Source organism: Halorubrum zhoui, assembly GCF_051194155.1.
Lineage (GTDB): Archaea > Halobacteriota > Halobacteria > Halobacteriales > Haloferacaceae > Halorubrum.
Genome location: NZ_JBLZNJ010000008.1, coordinates 84,213 through 102,632 on the forward strand (window position 1 = coordinate 84,213; position 18,420 = coordinate 102,632).

Here is an 18,420-nt window from a genome sequence, read left to right on the forward strand (position 1 = left end):
CGAAACGCGCTTCCCGCTCGGCTGCCTAGGTGAGCCTATGCCCGACCCGCTCGGTGACGCGGCCCGACAGCGGCTGGCGGAGGAAGCGGCCAGCCACCTCACGAGTCGTGGGTTCGACGTGACGCGACCGGACACCCGCGCCGAGCCGCCGGCACTCGCCGAGCGGGCCGACGTAACCGTGAGCGTCGAGCCACTCACCGCGGCCGACGCGACCCCGACGACGGTCGTCTCCCGGCTCGGTCACGCGATCGATCGCGGCCGACAGGCGTTGTTCGTCGTCGCCGACGACAGGGTCGCGGCGCTGGTGCGAGCGGTTCTCACCGATCCCCCGCTCCTCGAAGCCGTCGACGACGGTCGTCGGACCTTCCACGGCGGTCCCGACAGAATCCCAGTCGATACGAGCCGGCTCCCGAACGCGGCCGGCGGGTACGCGTGTTTTCGCGTCGACGACCTGCCGGACGGCGACGGCCTGCGCGTTCGCGTGCGCCCGACCGGGGCCGACGACGTCGACGAGCAGCACGACTCGACGCCGGCACTGCCGCCGGCACCGTCGACCGCCGGTGGCCGGTCACCGAACGCTACGGGGGTGTCGCGGTCGACCGACGATCCGCCCGTTCGTTGGCGCGAGACAGACACGCCGATCGGACCGGTTCCCGCCGTCTCGGGGGTCGACTCGGCTGCAGTCGACACGAACGGGAGGCCCGTCGTGCCGCGTCTCGTGTGTGAAGTCCGTGGGCGCGTCGTCGTCGTGCTCGCCGGCGTCGAGAGCCTACGAACCCCACCCGCCGATGCGTTTCCGTACTTCTACCGGCGCGACCCGACGGACAAGCGGTTCCGCGTCAGACGCGGTACCGACGGACGTGTCGTCGAGTCCGTGAGCGGGTTCGGTCCGATGCGCGAGGCGGGGTTCGTTCCGGTTCCGATGCCACTCGTCCCCGAACACGTCCTCGACGTCCGGGTCGACGTCGAGCAGGCGTGGGACCTCCACGTCGTCGAGGAGGCCCGGTGAGGGCGGCCGCGCCGTGCGGAGCGATGCGTACCCTCAAATAGCGACCGCTCGGATCGACGTACATGACCGTTCAGTACGGCGCGGTCTCGATCGAGTGGCTCGGCTACGCGACCGCACGGGTCGAGACCGACGACGGACCGGTCGTGTACACCGATCCGGGACGGTACGGCGTTCTCGACGACTACTGGGCCCGCGACGGAGACCTCGTGGTCGTCACCCACGACCACCACTACGACCCAGCGGGCGTCCGGTCGGTCGCGGCTCCCGACGCGACGATCCTGGTCTCGGCGGCGGTCGATCCGGCCGGCATCGACCGACCGGTGGACGGAGTCGACTCGCTCGCGGCCGACTACGACGTGGTCCGCGTCGACGACGCAGCACGGGTCGACGTCGAGACGCCCGACGGACCGGTCACGGTCTGGACGGTGGCGGCCCACAACGACCCGGAAGGGCCGTGTGCCGACGCCGACGGGTCGGTGCCGCACCCGCCGGGGTCTGGCTGTGGATTCCTGCTCTCGTTCGGTGACCACACCGTCTTCTGGCCGGGCGACGGCGACGCGCTCGAGGCGTACGCCGAACTCGAGGTCGACGTCTTCCTCGCGAACATCGGCGGCGGTGGACTCGTCGCCGACCGACGGGCTGCGGCGGCGCTCGCCGGCCGCATGACGCCGGGGATCGTGGTCCCGATCCACTACGAGCCGGCCGAAGCGGAGACGGTCGAACGCCTGGCCGCAGACGGCGAGGCGTTCGCCGCGGACGTGGCGAGTCGGTCGATACCGGTCGCGCTCGACGAGCCGTCGCCGTGATCGGCTACCAGTCCCGGCGACGAACGCGCGTCCGTTCGGCGAACCGTTTTTATCCTGGGTCGCGTAGAATCGGGTATGTACGTCCGCGACGCCAAGAACCGTGACGAGGCGTGGTTGCTGGACGCCATCGACCGCGTCGGACTCGACGACGTCGCCTTTCGATCGCGGGACTACGTGATCGCGGTCGACGAGGACTCCGGGGAGCGAGCCGGATTCGGACGACTACTCGTCCACAGAGCCGACGGGGAGGAGGCGATCGAACTCACCGGTATCGGCGTGGTGCCCGAGTGGCGCGGACGCGGCGTCGGCGCGCACGTGGTAGAGCGGCTCGTCGACACGGCCGCAGCCGACGGGTTCGACGTCGTCTACGTGCTCACCGACCAACCGGGATACCTCGAACAGTTCGGCTTCGAGCGGGTCCCGACGGAGCCCGACCTGCCGGCCGCCATCGAGGACCGGCGGTCGGTTAAACGTGACACCCTCGACGGGGACGTCGTGACGCTCCGACTCGCGACCGACGCGTTCGAGATGCCGCGGCGACTGCGAGACGCGTTCAGAGACGCCGAGCCCGGCAGCGACGGCACCGAAGCGGCCGAGCCAGAGGAGTCGCCCGAGGACTTCGGGATCGACCCCGAGACGGCGACGTACAAGTACGATACGGGGCGGTGAGTGCCGAGCGGTGAGTGGTGAGTGCCGAGCGGTGAGTGGTGAGTGCCGAGCGGTGAGCGTGGTGCCGCAGCAGACGGTCGATCGCATCGGACCGTCGTCCGACCTCACCACTTATTTTTCGCCCCGACGATACACGAGCATGGATTCGCTGGTCGAGGCCGCTCGCGACGCGCTCGTGGACGCGTACGTCCCGTACTCCGAGTATCGCGTCGGTGCCGCGCTCCGGACCGCGGACGGTACCGTCTACACCGGCTGTAACGTCGAGAACGCCAACTACTCGAACACCCTCCACGCCGAGGAGGTTGCGGTAGCACAGGCGGTCGCAGACGGACACCGCGGCTTCGATCGGATCGCGGTCAGCTCTGGGGTCCGCGACGGCGTCACCCCGTGTGGAATGTGTCGCCAGACGCTCGCGGAGTTCGCCACGGAGGACCTCGTCGTCGTCTGTGACGACGGTGACGGCGCGGTCACGACGTACACGCTCGGCGACCTGCTACCGGCGTCGATATCCGAATCGACGCTCACGGAGGCGGCCGACGACCGATGACCGGCGACAGCGAGGATCCGAACGACGCGGTTCAGTACCACCTCGAGGTCGGCCCGGACGACGTCGCCGATGCGGTGTTGTTACCTGGCGACCCCGGGCGCGTCGACACCATCACGGCGCTGTGGGACGACCATGAGTCGGTCGCACACCACCGGGAGTATCGCACCGCGACCGGCCACTACGACGACGTCCCGATCTCGGTGACGTCGACGGGTATTGGGTCGCCATCGGCTGCCATCGCCGTCGAGGAACTCGCTCGGGTCGGGGTCGACACGTTCGTTCGCGTCGGATCGTGTGGTGCGATCCAGCCGGCGATGGACGTCGGGGACCTCGTCATCACGACTGGCGCAGTCAGACAGGAGGGGACGAGCGAGGAGTACGTGCGAGCCGACTATCCGGCTACGGCCGACGGCGAAGTCGTCTCGGCGCTCGTCGCCGCCGCCGAACGGCTCGGGTACGACTACCACACTGGCGTCACGATGAGCGCTGACTCGTTTTACGCCGGGCAAGGGCGGCCCGGGTTCGACGGATTCGAGGCAGCCGGATCGGACGAGTTGGTCGCGACACTACAGGACGCGAACGTGAAGAACATCGAGATGGAGGCGTCGGCGATCTTGACGATAGCGAGCGTGTACGGCCTCCGTGCGGGTGCGGTGTGTTCTGTCTACGCCAACCGTACCGCCGGCGAGTTCCGGACCGAGGGTGAGTCGCGTGCGGCCGAGACCGCGAGTCTCGCCGTGACGCTGCTCGCCCGGATGGACGAGGTCAAACGCGAGGCTGGGGCGGACCGTTGGCACGCTGGGCTGTCGCTTTGAGCGGCCGTCTGGACCCCCGCTTTGCGCGGCCGTCTGGACCCCCGCTTTGCGCGGCCGTCTGGGCCCCCGTTTTGCGCGGCCGTCTGGGCCCCCGTTTTGCGCGGCCGTCGACACGACGAGTCCGCGTCGAAGACGGCGCTGAACCCGCCGATCCTGTGAGCGCCTTTCAAAGCGTCTTTACCCGCGCGCTGCGGACGACACGATATGACTACACAGGTCGTTGTCGTCGGCTCCGGATACGCCGGTGCCGGGGCCGTCAAAGCGTTCGAAGACGAGGTTGGCGCGGGCGAAGCCGAGCTCACCTGGGTCTCCGAACACGACTATCACCTCGTCTTACACGAGGTCCACCGCGTGATACGCAATCCCGCGGTCGAATCGAAGCTCACGATCCCGGTCGACGAGATCATGTCCGACCGGTCGACGTTCGTCGAGGGGCGGGTCGTGAACGTCGACACCGACGAGCGCGCCGTCGAGACCGCAGACGGAGAGACGGTTCCGTACGACTACCTCCTCCTCGCGGTGGGCTCGACGACGGCCTTCTTCGGGATCGACGGGCTCCGGACGCACGCACACCAGCTCAAGAGCCTCGCCGACGCGCAGGCGATCCACGAAGACGTCCGCGACGCAGCCGCCGAGGCCACTCGGAGCGATCCGGCGACGGTCGTCGTCGGCGGGGCTGGGCTGTCCGGAATCCAGACCGCGGGCGAGGTCGCCGAGTATCGCGACATCCACCGTGCCCCGATCAACATCGTGCTCGTCGAGGGACTCGACGAGATCTTCCCCGGGAACGACCCGGCGATCCAGGGCGCCCTCCGCCAGCGACTCGAGGAGGCCGACGTCGAGATTCGAACCGGCGACTTCATCTCGAAGGCCGACGAGGAGGACGTCTACCTCGGCGGCGGTGACGACGAGGAGCCGGCGGAGCTCCCGTACGACGTCCTCGTCTGGACCGGTGGCGTTACGGGTCAAGAGGAGCTCGAGGGCGCGCCGCTCGAGAAAGACGAGCGCTCGAACCGCGTGTTCGCCGGTGCCGACTTCACGACGAGTGACGACCGCGTCTTCGCCATCGGCGACACTGCGCTCGTCGATCAGGGTGACGAAGACGTCGCGCCCCCGACGGCGCAGGCCGCATGGCAGGCCGCCGAGGTCGCCGGTGAGAACCTCGCGCGTGCGGCTCGCGGGGCACCGCTGCGAACGTGGACGCACGACGACAAGGGGACCGTCATCTCGGTAGGCGAGGAGGCGGTCGCACACGACGTCGTCGGGATGCCGATCGACACGTTCGGTGGAACGCCCGCGAAGCTGCTGAAGAAGGCCATCGCCTCGCGCTGGATCGCGAAGGTCTCCTCGACGGGCCGGGCCATCGGGGCCTTCGGCGACATGTAGGCCGACCGCCACTCGTCGATTCTGTGACCCGTCGATCCTGTGACCCGTCAATTCACCGCGAAAGCTGTGTTTTAGCCGATAGAATCGAAGCAGGGAGTGTGGATTAGTTTGGAGAGTCGGGCGGTGTGCCCGGATGAAGAGACGTGTTTTCGGCCGATTGCTGTCGATCGATCCGGGCAACCCGGAGCTGACTAGGTAGACACGGTCAGGTGAACGTGGCCAGGTAGACGCAGTCGAGTGAATTCGGCTGGGGTGATTCCCTCGAACAGCGTTAGTGGGCTGGCTCGCCCGCCGGCGCGTGCATGTCGTCGATTCGGAGGATCAACACGTTCGCGGTGTCGTCTTTGCCGTCGACGGTGCCCTCGATGAGCAGTTTCGAGAGCGGCGTCGGCCCGACGGTCACCGAGTCTCCCTCGTGAAAGTCACGGACGGAGCCTTGGACGTGGATTTCGGCGCGACACAGCTCGGGGTGGTGGACGCTCGAGAGGTCGATACCGTCGACGTTGACACCGTCGACTTCTTCGCCTTCGTGCTGGATCGGGACGCGAGCGGGCTCGTCCATGCGCTGGATGTCGAGGGCTTCGTACGCGTTCGACGTCGGCTTGTACCCTCCCTTCGGGCCGGGGACGCCCTCTACCAGCTGGAGCGCTTTCAGGCTCTGCATCTGGTTGCGAATCGTCCCGGGGTTTCGGTCGACCTCGTCGGCTATCGCCTCGCCTTTGACCGCGTCTTCTTCTTCGCCGTAGAGGTTGATCAGCGCCGAGAGGATGCTTTTCTGACTGGACGTGAGCTCGATAGATGACATTGTCCGACTTACATGGCGGCCTGCAATAAATGCGATGGACGTATCTTATAAACTGGTTGTCAGACGCGGCGGCGAGGCGGCTGCTGTGTCCGGCTTCCCACGGTGCTGGGACGACGGCCGTGGCTCTCGTGGACTGTGCGACGCCTCTCACCGACCGTACTCGCGTGCGACGTACCAGTGTGCTGCCGGACTCGCGAGGACGACGGTGACGCCCACCGCGGCGAACACGAACCCCGCGCGGCCGATGACGACCGAGAGGACGACCCCCGCCGTTGCGATCAGTGCGCCGGTGAACGCGACGGCGATGGCTGCCCCGGCCGGTTCGACGTCGTCCGGATCGACCGCCGGACTATCAGCACTGGACATGGGGGTCGATGAGGCCGGACCGAACAAAGCCCCGCCGATGCGACTCGCTGACGTCGGGTTCGACCTGCTCTGATCCTCAGACGTCGGGTTCGACCTGCTCTGATCCTCAGACGTCGGGTTCGACGGCTGCACCCAACGCCCCGATCGTCTCGAAGAATGTCGGGAACGAGACGGTTACGTGCTCACCGCCTCGGATCGTCGTCGGCGCTGTCGCAGCTAACCCGGCGACCGCCAACGACATCACGATCCGGTGGTCGCCGCGTCCATCGACCGTGGCCCCCTCGAGGGTGCTCTCGGAGCCGTGAATCGTGAGGGCGTCTGGCTCCTCTGTCGTCTCGGCACCGAGCCGCGTCAGCTCTTCGGCCATCGCCGATACGCGGTCGGTCTCTTTGTATCGCACGTGTTCGCAGTTGACGATTCGTGTGTCGCCGTCGGCGACCGCACCGAGTGCGGCGATCGTCGGAAGCAGGTCAGGCGTGTCGCCGACGTCGACCTCGACACCCTCCAGTGTCGACCGCTCGACGGTGATCACGCCCTCGTCGCGATCCCAGTCGACGTGCGCGCCCATCCGCGCTGCGACGTCGACGATGGCGGCGTCGCCCTGTGCACTGGGACGAGCCCCCTCGATCCGCACGGCGCCGTTGGGATCCGCGGCGACCGCACCCGCGGCGATCAGGTACGAGATCGACGAGAAGTCACCGGGGACGTCGTACCGGCCGTCCGTCGGTCGGTACGACTGCCCTCCCGGTACGGTGAACCCGTCCGCGCCCGCCGCGGTCTCGCTTCCGACCGGCGTCGCCGTCACGCCGAACGCCTCGAGCAGCTCGAGGGTGATGTCGACGTACGGCGCCGACTTGAGCGCCGTCGTCAGTGAGACCTCGACGCCGTCGTCTGTGACGGCACCGGCCATCAACAACGCGGTGACGTACTGCGAGGAGACGTCGCCCGGAAGTGCGACGTCGCCACCGGTGAGCGGTCCGCCGACGACCAACGGCGCCTGCCCGTTCGAGCGCGTCGATTCCGCGCGTGCACCCAACGCAGAGAGCGCATCGAGGAGTGGCCCCTGCGGTCGAGCGCGCAGCGAGGCGTCGCCGGTGAGTACCGTGTCGCCGTCGGCGAGCGCGGCCGCCCCGGTCACGAGACGCATCGTCGTCCCCGAGTTGGCACAGTCGACGACGTCGTCTGGGACGGTCGGGCGACTGTCGAACCCATCGACGTCGATCGACGCGTGGTCTGCTTCGGTCGCGTCGAGCGATGGACTGACCGTCCCGCCGAAGGCGGTCACCGCCCGAGCCGTCGCGCGTGTGTCCGCAGAGACGAGCGGCGAGCCGACGGTGGCCCGATCGCTGTACCCGGCGGCCAAGAGCGCGCGGTGGGTGTAGCTCTTCGACGGCGGTGCACGAGCCGTACCGGATACCATCGACGGGGAAACGCGTACGTCCATACACGGCTTGCTCGCCCCGAGAATAAGTTGCTACCGGAGGCGTCCGTCGGGGCATCTCTCGTGGCGGGAGTCCGCGACGGTCGTCGTGAGCGATCTCACAAGGTCGGTGAGTCGTCTCGTCCGATGACGATCTCTTGGCCTTCGACGTCCTCGAGAGCGGCGACGCGACCGCCGATTTCGACGGGCCCATCCTCGGTCTCGACGACGAGCGCCGCGACCTCCTCGGAGGACTCGAACTCGACGTCGAGTACCCGCCCACGAAGCGTGATCGTTTCGCCCGTCTCGATGTCGCGCCCGGCGACCGCGGCGTAGAACGTCTCCTCGCCGAACGCACGAACGTCCTTGACCGCTCGCCGGATGGACGCGTATCGTCGCGGAAACGGTCGCGTGTCGTCGTCGACCGCGAGCGCCTCGGCGGTCGTCCACAGGACGGTTCCGAAGAACCCCGAGACGAGAAAGCCCAGCGCGGAGCGGTTGAATATCACGCCGTACCGCTCGCGGTCGTCACGTAACGCGTCCTGGGTCGCGTACACGGAGTACTCCCCGTCACCGACTGCGAGGACGGGCGAGGTGATGCCTCGGCGCGCGCGTGCGACCGTCGCCACGGTGAGGTAGTCGAACTCGTCCGGGTCCGGTGCCTGAGAAGCGGGGGTAACGAGGAGTTCGACGCTGACCCCGGCGGCCACCTGTTGGGCGAGTGCGTCGTGGAATCGACGGAGGAGGTCGGGCGTCAACGAGACGGCGAGTTCGTACTCGGCGCCGGTGATGACGTCTTCGAGGTACCGAAGGATCGTCGACCGCGATTTGACGAGCGAGACGGCTTCGGTCTCCCGGGTCGGTGCGGTGTACCGCGCGGCGAGTTCGTCGACCATCTCGGTGAACGACGACCGGAGGCCGTCGAACGCGTCGTCCGGGTCCACCGCGACCACCTTCATCGGGCGAGACTCTCGGAGCTCGACGAGCCCGCGGTCAGAGAGGCTCCGAACCGTGTCGTACACTCGCGGCTGTGGGATGTTCGTCCGGTCGGCGATGTCGCTCGCGGTCAACTCGCCGTGTTCTAACACCGCGAGGTACGCGTCGATCTCGTACTCGCCTAAGTTGAACCGGTCTCCGACGCGGTCAAGCGTCGTCCGGAGGTCGTCGGGCATGTGTGATCGAACGGGTGCATTCGGTATAGCTTTTTACTATGAGTGAAGTTGCACGCGATTGTACACTCGGGTGTAGTTCGTGCGTCTCAGTCGGTGAGACGTCGATATGGGGGGAGCCCGCCGCTGCGGCTCGGAGGAAACGCTTTTTCGCGTGGCCGTCGCCGTAGGCGTATGGCTCGATCGGCGGTGTTGTCGCTCGTCGACTGGATCACGGCGCTCGGGTCGATCCCCGGTGTGCGACTCCTCGTCGTCGCGCTCTCGATCGTAGTCGGGGCGGCGCTGTCTCGGGTCGTGGTCCGGCTCATCGGGCGACCCGTCGCGAGACAGTTCTCTCGTCAGAGCGTGGCACAGACGATCGTTCGCGGTGTTCGTCTCGGGACGGTCACCGCTGCGTTTCTCACCGGGCTCTGGGTGGTCGGCGTTCGGTTCACCGACCTCCTGATCGGGACGGCGGTTCTGTCGGCCGTCGTCGGTATCATCCTCGCACCGCTCGTGGGCAACTTCATCAACGGGTTGTTCATCCTCGCCGACCAGCCGTTCGAGATCGGCGACATGGTAGAGCTTGACGACGGCACGAAGGGGTTCGTTGACGACATCACGATTCGGTACACGAAGATATTCACCCTCGACAACACGTTTCTCGTCGTGCCGAACGGAAACATTCGCGAGCGCGACGTGGTGAACTACTCCGCCGAAGACGAGCGCACCCGTCGACGGATCGACGTCCTCGTGACGTACGAGAGCGATGTGACTGCTGCGCGCCGGCTCATCGAACGCGCCGCGCGGGACTGTGAGGCCGTCATCGATGGGGGACCGGACATTCGAATCGGCGTCGCCCGGTACGTCGCGGGACCCGACTGTCGACTCCACGAGTACGGAGACGACGGCATCCTGCTCCGGCTTCGCTACTGGGTCAAAAAGCCGTACAAGCTCGCGAAGGTGCAGTCGGACGTGAACACGAACATTCGCGAACGACTCGCCGACGCCGACGTCGAGATGGCGTATCCGCACCGGCACCTCGTCTTCGATGAGACGTCTGGTGTGGCGCGCGTCGACGCAGGTTCGGCCGACCCCGACGCGACCGACGCGAGTGTCGCTGACTCGACCGAGGCTGGCGGCCTCGAAGCGAGTGAGTTCGACGTGAGCGGGTCTGAGACACGTGCGCCGGGGACCGAAACCCGCTAGCCACGGTCGGGGTGTTGATGTGTCTCGGTGTGTCGATGTGCGCGCGTGGTGGTAGTACGCCGATACGTCTCGATGCGTATCGGCACGTCTCGGTGCGTGCCAGTACGTCTTGATGCGCGTCGACGGTCAGTGACGAAACAGCTTGATCGACTCCGCGTCACGGAGGAGACAGAAGGCGGAACCGTCGTTTCGAGCGATACTCGTCGTCTCGGCTTCGGTGACGAACAGCCGGACGAATGGCTCGTCACAGGCGGGACACCGGGCTGCCCCGTTCGAGCGCCAGAGAGTCGTTGGTCCCGTGTCGCGGAGGAGCTTCAGCGCGTGCCGGTGTTCGTGAACGTCGAAGGCGACCATACGCCAATGCGGCGATCGTCGTACTTCAACCTCTCCGCTCACCTATCACGGTTGAGAGACGAGACCGCCGTGAGCGTGGGGAGTGAGTGACGTCGAGTCGCTCACGACGTGTCGTTCACGAGGCGGCACTCACGACGTGTCGTTCACGAGGCGGCACTCACGACGTGTCGTTCACGAGGCGGCACTCACGGCGTGTCGTTCACGAGATGGGTGCCGCGTCGTCGAGGTGCGCGTTCGCTCGGTCGAGTGCGTCTTCGTCGCCGGTCGTGACGGCGGCGTAGATAGCACGGGTCGCACGAACGAGTTCGTCGGCGACGCTCGGGTCGACGTCGCCCTGTAGGGCGAGTATCTGGTTGGTCCGGTCGCGGAGTCGCTCACGGAGCCGGTCGAGTTGCACGTGCTGGAGGGACTCGCCCTCGCGGGACTGGGACGCTGATACCGTGCTGGGCTCTTCGCGCCTCTGGGGAAAGCCGTTGGGCGCGTCGGTGTGGCCGGAGGCGTCGGTGTGGCCGGAGGCGTCGGTGTGGCCGAACGCGCTGGTACGACGGGACGCATCGGTGTCCGCTGTCGACTCAGCGAGGTACGTGGCGAGCGCTTCGCGGTACGTCTCGACGGCGAGGGCGGTCGCCATCCCTCGTGCAGATCGCATCGTCGTTGGTACCTCGGCTGTGCGCGGTCGGTCGCCGCCGTCGGCCCCGGCGAGTAAGTCGAGGAGGTACGCCTGGTCGTCGGCGGTTGGCTGACGGAGGCGATCGTAGACGTCGACTGCTTCGAGAAGTTCACGTGCGGCGAGATACGTCGCGTCGAGTTCGGTGAGCTCTCCGGCGTGAACGAATCCTCGCTTGTGGACGTACGCCCGCAGGTCGCGTTTGAGGTCGGTGACCCCATCGGTCGGGAGAACAGACGTCGTCTCGCCGAACCGCTGTCGGTGCTCGCGCAGGTCGAGGTCGACGGGCGCGTCGGTGTGCGCCTCCCTGTCGCCGGTTCCGACGCTGTGGAGGCTGCCGCACGTCGGGCACTCGACGCTCCCGGTCTCGAAGTACGACCAGTGGCGTCCACACTCGCGACACTCGCGTTCGCCCCGAACTCTCATTGGTCGACGAACGCCGCTCACGGGCTAAAACGCTACGCCTCGGCAGATGTGTCGGAGGACGTCTCAGCAGGTGTGTCGGAGGACGTCTCAGCAGGTGTGTCGGAGGACGTCTCAGCAGGTGGGTGTAGGTGGTGAGACGATCGTCGAACTGTCGGTTCGACGCCTACGGATAGCTTTTTACTCTGTTCGCTAATTGTGGTAACCATGGGATTGGACGACGACGCGCGGGAGTATCACCGCGAGGACCCACCGGGGAAACTCGAGATCTCGACGACGAAGCCGACGAACACCCAGCGAGACCTCTCGTTGGCGTACTCACCGGGAGTCGCAGCACCGTGCCGGGACATCGCTGCAGACCCCGACAGGGTCTTCGAGTACACCGCGAAGGGGAACCTCGTGGCGGTCGTCTCGAACGGCTCTGCGGTGCTCGGACTAGGTGACATCGGTGCGGCCGCCTCCAAACCGGTGATGGAGGGGAAGGGGGTGTTGTTCAAGCGATTTGCCGACATCGACGTCTTCGACGTGGAACTCGACATCGACGACGTCGAGCCGTTTTGTGACGCGGTGTCGGCGATGGAACCGACGTTCGGTGGGGTGAACCTTGAGGACATCAAAGCACCCGAGTGTTTCGAGATCGAAACCCGGCTCCGCGAACAGATGGACGTGCCGGTGTTCCACGACGACCAACACGGCACGGCGATCATCTCCGGCGCTGCGCTCATCAACGCGGCGGACATCGTCGACAAGGAGTTCGAAGACCTCGAGATCGTCTTCTCCGGTGCCGGTGCTTCGGCGATCGCCACGGCCCGGTTTTACGTGTCACTCGGGGCGAAACGCGAGAACATCACGATGTGCGACTCGTCTGGGATCATCACGGAGACCCGCGCGGCCGCCGGCGACGTCAACGAGTACAAACGGGAGTTTGCGAGTGACGTCGCCGGGGGCGACCTCGCCGACGCGCTCGCCGGCGCCGACGTCTTCGTTGGACTCTCGGTCGGCGGTATCGTCTCGCAAGCGATGGTTCGTTCGATGGCGGACGACCCGATCCTGTTCGCGATGGCGAACCCGGACCCAGAGATCACCTACGAGGACGCAAAGACCGCACGCGACGACACCGTGATCATGGCGACGGGCCGGTCCGATTACCCGAACATGGTGAACAACGTGCTCGGATTCCCGTTTTTGTTCCGGGGCGCACTTGACGTTCGTGCCACGGAGATCAACGAGCAAATGAAACGAGCAGCCGCGAGGGCGCTGGCACAGCTGGCACGAAAAGACGTCCCCGACGCGGTCGTCAAGGCGTACGGAGACGACCCGCTGCAGTTCGGTCCGGAGTACGTCATCCCGAAGCCGTTGGACCCACGGGTGTTGTTCGAAGTCGCGCCGGCCGTCGCGCGGGCGGCGATGGAGTCCGGATCTGCCCGTACGGCCGTCGACATCGAGCAGTACCGTGAGCGGCTCGAGGCGCGCCTCGGGAAGTCGCGCGAGATGATGCGGGTCGTGTTGAACAAGGCGAAAAACGATCCGAAGCGGATCGCACTCGCTGAGGGGACAGACGAGAAGATGATCCGCGCGGCGTACCAACTCACCGAACAGGGGATAGCCAAGCCCGTGCTACTCGGTGATAGCGACGAGATCGCGCGGACGGCCGCCGAGCTCGGACTGTCCTTTCAGCCAGAGATCGTCGACCCTACCGAACGCGACGTCTCCGCGTACGGTGATCGACTCTACGAGCTTCGAAAACGGAAGGGGATCACGCAGCGTGAGGCCGCCGAACTCGTCCGTCGAGACACGAATTACCTCGGGAGCGTGATGGTGAAGACCGGCGACGCCGACGCGATGTTGACCGGGCTCACCCACCACTATCCGTCCGCACTGCGTCCGCCACTACAGGTGATCGGGTCGGCCGCCGACACCGACACCGTCGCCGGTGTGTACCTCCTGACGTTCAAAAACCGCGTCGTGTTCTGTGCAGACACCACGGTGAATCAGGACCCAGACAGCGAGACGCTCGCGGAGATAACGCGTCACACGGCCGCGTTGGCGCGACGATTCAACGTCGAGCCGCGAGCGGCCGTGCTGTCGTATTCGAACTTCGGGAGCGTCGACAACGCGGGGACGCGAAAGCCACGTCAGGCCGTCGAGCTGCTCCACGCGGACGACGGGGTCGACTTTCCGGTGGATGGGGAGATGCAGGCGGATACGGCTGTCGTCGACGAGATTCTCGAGGGGACTTACGAGTTCTCCGAGCTTGATGAGGCGGCGAACGTGCTCGTGTTCCCCAACCTCGAGGCGGGCAACATCGGGTACAAGCTGCTTCAGCGGCTCGGTGGTGCTGAAGCCATCGGTCCGATGCTCGTCGGAATGGACGAGCCGGTCCACGTGTTACAACGCGGCGACGAGGTGAAAGACATCGTCAATCTGGCCAGCGTCGCCGTCGTCGACGCACAGGAGTAGTCGCTCGGGTCTGCGCCTACAAAGAACTGAGGAGAGAGCTCACGTCCCGACCCCCATGGAGGCTCACGCTGTGATCTGTCTCGTCGGCTGGAAATTGGCTGGGCGTCGGCTGGACGTGCCGCGAGTGGTCAGGGGTACTGAGCGTAGTGGAATATGCTGAGAGACACACCGTGTTTCCGGTGAAATGGTGGGTGGGAGTGGGTTGACTGAGTTCGTCGGACCCAGGCTGCTGTATTAATACCAAATAACTTATATATAGAGGTGGAGTAAATCCCAGTAAACGAGTTGCAAGAGTGGTATGCATTCGTTGCGACCGTCGCTGTTCATCGGAAATTCGCGCGGCTCGCCTCGGCCTGTGTTGGCTCGGAGTTGGTGTCGGCACGGACCACGTCGCCTCGAGCGTTGCGTGCGGAGTATCCCGTCGCCGGCGCATAGATCGGTTGTACAGTATATCCTTTCGCCCTCGTATACGGGAGGGTCACCGGACCGGCCGGTGACTGGTTCGGCCGGTAGTGGTCGTCCTCCGGTGACACCTCGTTTCCAGTGATACCTCGTTTCCAGTGATACCTCGTTTCCAGTGATACCTCGTTTCCAGTGATACCTCGTTTCCAGTGATACCTCGTTTCCAGTGATACCTCGTTTCCAGTGATACCTCGTTTCCGGTGGCGTGTTCTTCGGCGCGTTCGTTGTCGACTGCGGTATCGACACTGCGTTAGCCCTATACGACCGTGTCGGCCGTCGTGGTGGCGCCGTGGTCATCGGGACATCGCGAGATCCGGACGCGGGTCTTAGGTATTCCCTCTTCAGTCGACTTTGTACGGTCGTGTCGGTTGTTGTAGTGACTCCGCGATGGCTACTGTCACGTGACGCTTGGACACTACTCCGCCACGTCCACCCGGGCTGATTCGCTCGTATAGGTCGGTAGAGCGTGCGTGAATACGACCGCACGACACCTGGACACCAATTACCGCCACACCCTCCCCAGCCGATTCGCTCGGTGGCTTCGCCACCTCGCTCATCCCTCGCACGCGCTCGCGAGCCCGCCTGCGGCGACCTCGCGAGGCGCGCGCCACCCCACTGCGTCGGGTCACTCTCCACTCATGCTATTGCACTCCACCCATACCCTCGTACTCCACCCTCGCTCTCCTCCCTCTACCCTCATCCCCCACCCACCACGTAACCCATTTCACCGGAAACCCGGTGTGTGTGTACAGCCAACCCCTCAATACCGTGAGTCATTCGACACCCATGTCGTTCGAGAGCCCTGCAGCCCCTCGCCGCCACGGAACGCTCCAATTTGTCCATCGGCGACCCACAGACGACTCCCCTTCCGTGGCGCTCGCAACCGGTTCGCGAATGGACCCCGGACGCTGCATAGAACCATCGAGACGGCCTCGCTGAGAGCCGGCCGAACGAGTGCCTGCAGCTGGCACCGTGCTGTATCCGCCACGTCTCACCTCAGCGCCCGACCCAGTGATGTTCCCTTCCGACGAAACAGAACGCATTTCACCGGAAACCCGGTGTCTCAGATATGAACGCTGCGGACGATCTCTTCACTAGGGAGGACCCGATCTTCGCCAACAAAGAGCTCCTCGAGATCAGCCACCTGCCGGGCGAGGGACGCATCGTCGGGCGTGACGACGAGATCGCCGAACTCGCGACCGCGGTGAACCCGGCGATATTCGGCCAGAGCCCGAGTAACGTCCTCCTCTACGGAAAGACCGGCACGGGCAAGTCTCTCTGTGCGAAGTACGTCTCTCGACGACTCGTCTCTACGGCGGATGAAGAGGGCGTCACTGCGACGTTCGCGTACGTCGACTGTGCACAAGATACGACCGAGACCCAGGCGGTCCAGACTATCGCCTCGGGCGTCAACGACCCCGACGCGACCGGAATCAACATCCCAGACAAGGGGCTCTCCACGTCGACGTACTACAAGCGACTCTGGCGGATTCTCGACCAGCAGTACGACGTCGTGTTGATCATTCTCGACGAGATCGACAAGCTCGACGACGATGCGATCTTGATGCAGCTGTCGCGTGCCGGCGAAGCCGGAAAGATCACCGCGTGTAAGCTCGGCGTCGTCGGCATCAGCAACAAGATTCAGTACAAAGACCGGATGGACGAGCGCGTAAAGTCCAGTCTCTGTGAACGTGAGTTCGTCTTTCCTCCGTACGATGCAGATCAGCTCAGGGCGATCATGCAGGCACGGTCGGACGCCTTCCACCAGGACGTGCTCGCCGCGTCGACGATCCCCCGCGCAGCAGCCGTCGCCGCCCGCGAACACGGTGACGCCCGAAAGGCCATAGACATCCTCCGGTACGCTGGGGAGATCGCACAGGCAAACGGCGAACCCACCGTACGTGAGGCCTTCGTCACCCAAGCCCGTGAGCGCGCCGAGACGGACCGCTTTCGCGAACTCATCCGCGGCTCGACACCGCACTCGCGATACGTGCTCCAGGCGCTCGCGTTGCTCTCGCTTTCTGCTGACCGACAAGACGGGTTCCGCACCAGTCGTGTGTACGAGGTGTACGAGAACATCTGCCGACAGGAAGGGTCCGACACGCTCTCGTTGCGACGCGTCAGAGACCTACTCAAAGAGCACGCGTTCCTCGACATCATCGAACAATCGAAACACAGCGGTGGCAGCGCAGAGGGAAGCTACACGAACCATCAGTTACTCGAAGACCCGACGGTGGTCAAAGAGGTACTCGTCGAAGACGCAGCGATCACGTGACTGCCACGGTCGAGACCGAGGCTCACCCGAGGAGTCCGAGCCCCTCTATCCGTTCGACGATCTCCTCTACTGCGCCCTCGGCGTCGTCGGTTCGCTTCCCGCCGGTGATGACGATCTTCCCACTGCCGAACAAGAGGATCACGACCTCCGGTTCGTCCATCCGATAGACCAGTCCTGGGAACTGTTCGGGCTCGTACTCGACGTCCTCCAGCCCGAGTCCTATCGCGAGCGCGTTGAGGTTGAGGTTGTGTCCGAGGTCTGCACTCGACACGATGTTCTGCACCGTTATCTCTGGGTCGTCTTCGACGGGAATTTGAAGCCCTCTGAGCTTCTCGAAGATGATTCCAAGCGCCTCGTGGACGTCGTCGATGCTCTTTGCGCCCGTACAAACGATCTTCCCAGACCGGAAGATGAGTGCCGCGGCCTTCGGCTCCTGCGTTCTGTAGACGAGGCCCGGGAAGTTGTCAGGATTGAAATCGGCCCCCGGGAGATCCTCTGCCAGCGCCTCCAGGTCCAACTCCTGTCCGATTCCCGTCGATGCAACCACGTTCTGGATCTCGATCGAGTCTGCGGGGTTCGTCATCGTTCGCCTTTATATGTGTTCCCCTCCCTTATAAACGCCCGTGGTATAAACGGGGGTCACTTGAACTGCCGTCGCGTCGACCACACGACCCACCCATCGGAGCGTGAGACCACCGTTCAGGAAGACTACCGTCCAGGGAGTCGTGACTTCTCCCCCTGTTGTGCCGACACGAGTGAACGTGCGATCGACAGTCGCCCGTCCGTCACTCGCCTCGCTGGCCGCTGCTCTCACTCACCTCGCACGCGTGACGCCTCACGCTGCTCTCGGCACTCCCCATTGGACTGTTCTTCGTCTCGTCTCGGCCGCCTTCTCGTCCCCAACTCCTCGGTGCTTCGCTCCTCGTGTGGTACCGCATTCGCATGAAACCGCGTGACGTAGCGGCCGCGCTTCGACGGGGTTAAATGTACCCCGGCCATCCGAATGAATGTGACAAGCCCTACGTGGGGCACCACCGGCCGCCCACATCACGCTCGCCGTAGCGTGACACGACGCGGCCACCACCAATCCGACGGGGTTAAGTGTCACACCCCGCTCGGAACGAACACGACCGACACACGACCCGGGCCACGCGCGGCCCGTCGTCGCCTGACCAGACCACTCCGGTGGGTTTATACCTGCCAGACCACAACGCTCTGGTCCGGAAGAAGAGATGAGGATTTCGCCCCCTGCGCTCCGGCGTAAGCGGAAATCTGATGTGAGCCTTGGTAGTTCGGTGTCATCCGGAACGCCGGTGACTCCGAACGATCAGACCATGCAATGGTGTGTCGACATCACGTCGACACCCGCCAAACCCCCTCGGTGCCGGGAACCAGGCACCGAGGTTACCACTCCGGTTGATCCTGCCGGAGGCCATTGCTATTGGGATCCGATTTAGCCATGCTAGTCGTACGAGTTCACACTCGTGGCGAATAGCTCAGTAACACGTGGCCAAACTACCCTTCGGACCGCAATACCCTCGGGAAACTGAGGCTAATAGCGGACACCACACGCAGACTGGAATGTCGCGTGTGTCAAAC

General features: G+C 65.2%; 16 protein-coding genes and 1 rRNA gene. 10 read left to right on the top strand and 7 right to left on the bottom strand.

The annotated features are described in order from the left end of the window. The first annotated feature begins 37 nt into the window (after positions 1-37). The 6 genes from ACNTAO_RS11855 to ACNTAO_RS11880 all read left to right on the top strand — a co-directional run bounded on the left by ACNTAO_RS11855 (position 38) and on the right by ACNTAO_RS11880 (position 5,232). Positions 38-1,009, top strand: coding sequence for a hypothetical protein (locus ACNTAO_RS11855; protein WP_435162235.1), 972 nt, complete (start codon positions 38-40; stop codon positions 1,007-1,009). A 62-nt stretch (positions 1,010-1,071) separates the two neighbouring features. Then, on the top strand, positions 1,072-1,815 hold the full coding sequence (locus ACNTAO_RS11860) for an MBL fold metallo-hydrolase (protein WP_435162236.1): 744 nt from the start codon (positions 1,072-1,074) through the stop codon (positions 1,813-1,815). A 75-nt stretch (positions 1,816-1,890) separates the two neighbouring features. Further along, a complete protein-coding gene (locus ACNTAO_RS11865) occupies positions 1,891-2,484 on the top strand; it encodes a GNAT family N-acetyltransferase (RefSeq protein WP_435162237.1) in 594 nt (197 codons plus the stop codon). 139 nt (positions 2,485-2,623) lie between these two features. Next, a complete protein-coding gene (cdd, locus tag ACNTAO_RS11870) occupies positions 2,624-3,031 on the top strand; it encodes a cytidine deaminase (RefSeq protein WP_435162238.1) in 408 nt (135 codons plus the stop codon). Beyond that, on the top strand, positions 3,028-3,846 hold the full coding sequence (locus tag ACNTAO_RS11875) for a nucleoside phosphorylase (RefSeq protein ID WP_435162239.1): 819 nt from the start codon (positions 3,028-3,030) through the stop codon (positions 3,844-3,846). The genes cdd and ACNTAO_RS11875 overlap by 4 nt, the downstream gene beginning before the upstream one ends. A gap of 204 nt (positions 3,847-4,050) precedes the next feature. Further along, positions 4,051-5,232 (top strand): NAD(P)/FAD-dependent oxidoreductase, encoded by a 1,182-nt coding sequence (locus ACNTAO_RS11880; RefSeq protein WP_435162240.1) that lies wholly within the window; start codon positions 4,051-4,053, stop codon positions 5,230-5,232. A gap of 271 nt (positions 5,233-5,503) precedes the next feature. Here the strand turns inward: ACNTAO_RS11880 and ACNTAO_RS11885 are convergent, their stop codons facing one another. The 4 genes from ACNTAO_RS11885 to trmB all read right to left on the bottom strand — a co-directional run bounded on the left by ACNTAO_RS11885 (position 5,504) and on the right by trmB (position 8,995). After that, positions 5,504-6,037 (bottom strand): Rrf2 family transcriptional regulator, encoded by a 534-nt coding sequence (locus tag ACNTAO_RS11885; RefSeq protein ID WP_435162241.1) that lies wholly within the window; start codon positions 6,035-6,037, stop codon positions 5,504-5,506. A 147-nt stretch (positions 6,038-6,184) separates the two neighbouring features. Beyond that, positions 6,185-6,403: a hypothetical protein gene (locus tag ACNTAO_RS11890; protein WP_435162242.1), complete on the bottom strand. Its 219-nt coding sequence runs from the start codon at positions 6,401-6,403 to the stop codon at positions 6,185-6,187. Positions 6,404-6,509: 106 nt separating this feature from the next. After that, a complete protein-coding gene (gene aroA / locus ACNTAO_RS11895; RefSeq protein ID WP_435162243.1) occupies positions 6,510-7,847 on the bottom strand; it encodes a 3-phosphoshikimate 1-carboxyvinyltransferase in 1,338 nt (445 codons plus the stop codon). A gap of 95 nt (positions 7,848-7,942) precedes the next feature. Continuing rightward, the gene (gene trmB, locus ACNTAO_RS11900) at positions 7,943-8,995 is read right to left on the bottom strand and encodes an HTH-type sugar sensing transcriptional regulator TrmB (protein ID WP_435162244.1); all 1,053 of its coding nucleotides are present in this window, start codon (positions 8,993-8,995) and stop codon (positions 7,943-7,945) included. Between the two features lie 171 nt (positions 8,996-9,166). Here trmB and ACNTAO_RS11905 point away from each other — a divergent pair, with 171 nt between their 5' ends. Beyond that, positions 9,167-10,180 (top strand): mechanosensitive ion channel family protein, encoded by a 1,014-nt coding sequence (locus ACNTAO_RS11905; protein ID WP_435162245.1) that lies wholly within the window; start codon positions 9,167-9,169, stop codon positions 10,178-10,180. A 126-nt stretch (positions 10,181-10,306) separates the two neighbouring features. On the opposite strand, the gene ACNTAO_RS11910 is transcribed toward ACNTAO_RS11905, so the two are convergent. After that, complete coding sequence (locus ACNTAO_RS11910; RefSeq protein ID WP_435162246.1) at positions 10,307-10,534, bottom strand: DUF7385 family protein; 228 nt, start codon at positions 10,532-10,534, stop codon at positions 10,307-10,309. A gap of 199 nt (positions 10,535-10,733) precedes the next feature. After that, the gene (locus tag ACNTAO_RS11915; protein WP_435162247.1) at positions 10,734-11,627 is read right to left on the bottom strand and encodes a DUF7117 family protein; all 894 of its coding nucleotides are present in this window, start codon (positions 11,625-11,627) and stop codon (positions 10,734-10,736) included. A 204-nt stretch (positions 11,628-11,831) separates the two neighbouring features. On the opposite strand from ACNTAO_RS11915, the gene ACNTAO_RS11920 reads away from it, so the two are divergent. Both ACNTAO_RS11920 and ACNTAO_RS11925 read left to right on the top strand, forming a co-directional pair. Further along, positions 11,832-14,084, top strand: a complete 2,253-nt coding sequence (locus tag ACNTAO_RS11920) for an NADP-dependent malic enzyme (protein WP_435162248.1) — start codon at positions 11,832-11,834, stop codon at positions 14,082-14,084. A 1,531-nt stretch (positions 14,085-15,615) separates the two neighbouring features. After that, positions 15,616-16,821, top strand: coding sequence for a Cdc6/Cdc18 family protein (locus ACNTAO_RS11925; RefSeq protein WP_435162249.1), 1,206 nt, complete (start codon positions 15,616-15,618; stop codon positions 16,819-16,821). A gap of 22 nt (positions 16,822-16,843) precedes the next feature. Here ACNTAO_RS11925 and ACNTAO_RS11930 read toward each other — a convergent pair whose 3' ends face one another. Continuing rightward, positions 16,844-17,404: a TATA-box-binding protein gene (locus ACNTAO_RS11930; protein ID WP_435162250.1), complete on the bottom strand. Its 561-nt coding sequence runs from the start codon at positions 17,402-17,404 to the stop codon at positions 16,844-16,846. Between the two features lie 826 nt (positions 17,405-18,230). Here ACNTAO_RS11930 and ACNTAO_RS11935 point away from each other — a divergent pair. Then, positions 18,231-18,420: ribosomal RNA gene (locus ACNTAO_RS11935) — 16S ribosomal RNA — on the top strand; the annotation flags it as partial.

Coding starts and splice junctions, on each gene's coding strand:
- ACNTAO_RS11855 (WP_435162235.1), top strand. CDS start 38: ATGCCCGACCCGCTCGGTGACGCGGCCCGACAGCGGCTGGCGGAGGAA.
- ACNTAO_RS11860 (WP_435162236.1), top strand. CDS start 1,072: ATGACCGTTCAGTACGGCGCGGTCTCGATCGAGTGGCTCGGCTACGCG.
- ACNTAO_RS11865 (WP_435162237.1), top strand. CDS start 1,891: ATGTACGTCCGCGACGCCAAGAACCGTGACGAGGCGTGGTTGCTGGAC.
- cdd (WP_435162238.1), top strand. CDS start 2,624: ATGGATTCGCTGGTCGAGGCCGCTCGCGACGCGCTCGTGGACGCGTAC.
- ACNTAO_RS11875 (WP_435162239.1), top strand. CDS start 3,028: ATGACCGGCGACAGCGAGGATCCGAACGACGCGGTTCAGTACCACCTC.
- ACNTAO_RS11880 (WP_435162240.1), top strand. CDS start 4,051: ATGACTACACAGGTCGTTGTCGTCGGCTCCGGATACGCCGGTGCCGGG.
- ACNTAO_RS11885 (WP_435162241.1), bottom strand. CDS start 6,037: ATGTCATCTATCGAGCTCACGTCCAGTCAGAAAAGCATCCTCTCGGCG.
- ACNTAO_RS11890 (WP_435162242.1), bottom strand. CDS start 6,403: ATGTCCAGTGCTGATAGTCCGGCGGTCGATCCGGACGACGTCGAACCG.
- aroA (WP_435162243.1), bottom strand. CDS start 7,847: ATGGACGTACGCGTTTCCCCGTCGATGGTATCCGGTACGGCTCGTGCA.
- trmB (WP_435162244.1), bottom strand. CDS start 8,995: ATGCCCGACGACCTCCGGACGACGCTTGACCGCGTCGGAGACCGGTTC.
- ACNTAO_RS11905 (WP_435162245.1), top strand. CDS start 9,167: ATGGCTCGATCGGCGGTGTTGTCGCTCGTCGACTGGATCACGGCGCTC.
- ACNTAO_RS11910 (WP_435162246.1), bottom strand. CDS start 10,534: ATGGTCGCCTTCGACGTTCACGAACACCGGCACGCGCTGAAGCTCCTC.
- ACNTAO_RS11915 (WP_435162247.1), bottom strand. CDS start 11,627: ATGAGAGTTCGGGGCGAACGCGAGTGTCGCGAGTGTGGACGCCACTGG.
- ACNTAO_RS11920 (WP_435162248.1), top strand. CDS start 11,832: ATGGGATTGGACGACGACGCGCGGGAGTATCACCGCGAGGACCCACCG.
- ACNTAO_RS11925 (WP_435162249.1), top strand. CDS start 15,616: ATGAACGCTGCGGACGATCTCTTCACTAGGGAGGACCCGATCTTCGCC.
- ACNTAO_RS11930 (WP_435162250.1), bottom strand. CDS start 17,404: ATGACGAACCCCGCAGACTCGATCGAGATCCAGAACGTGGTTGCATCG.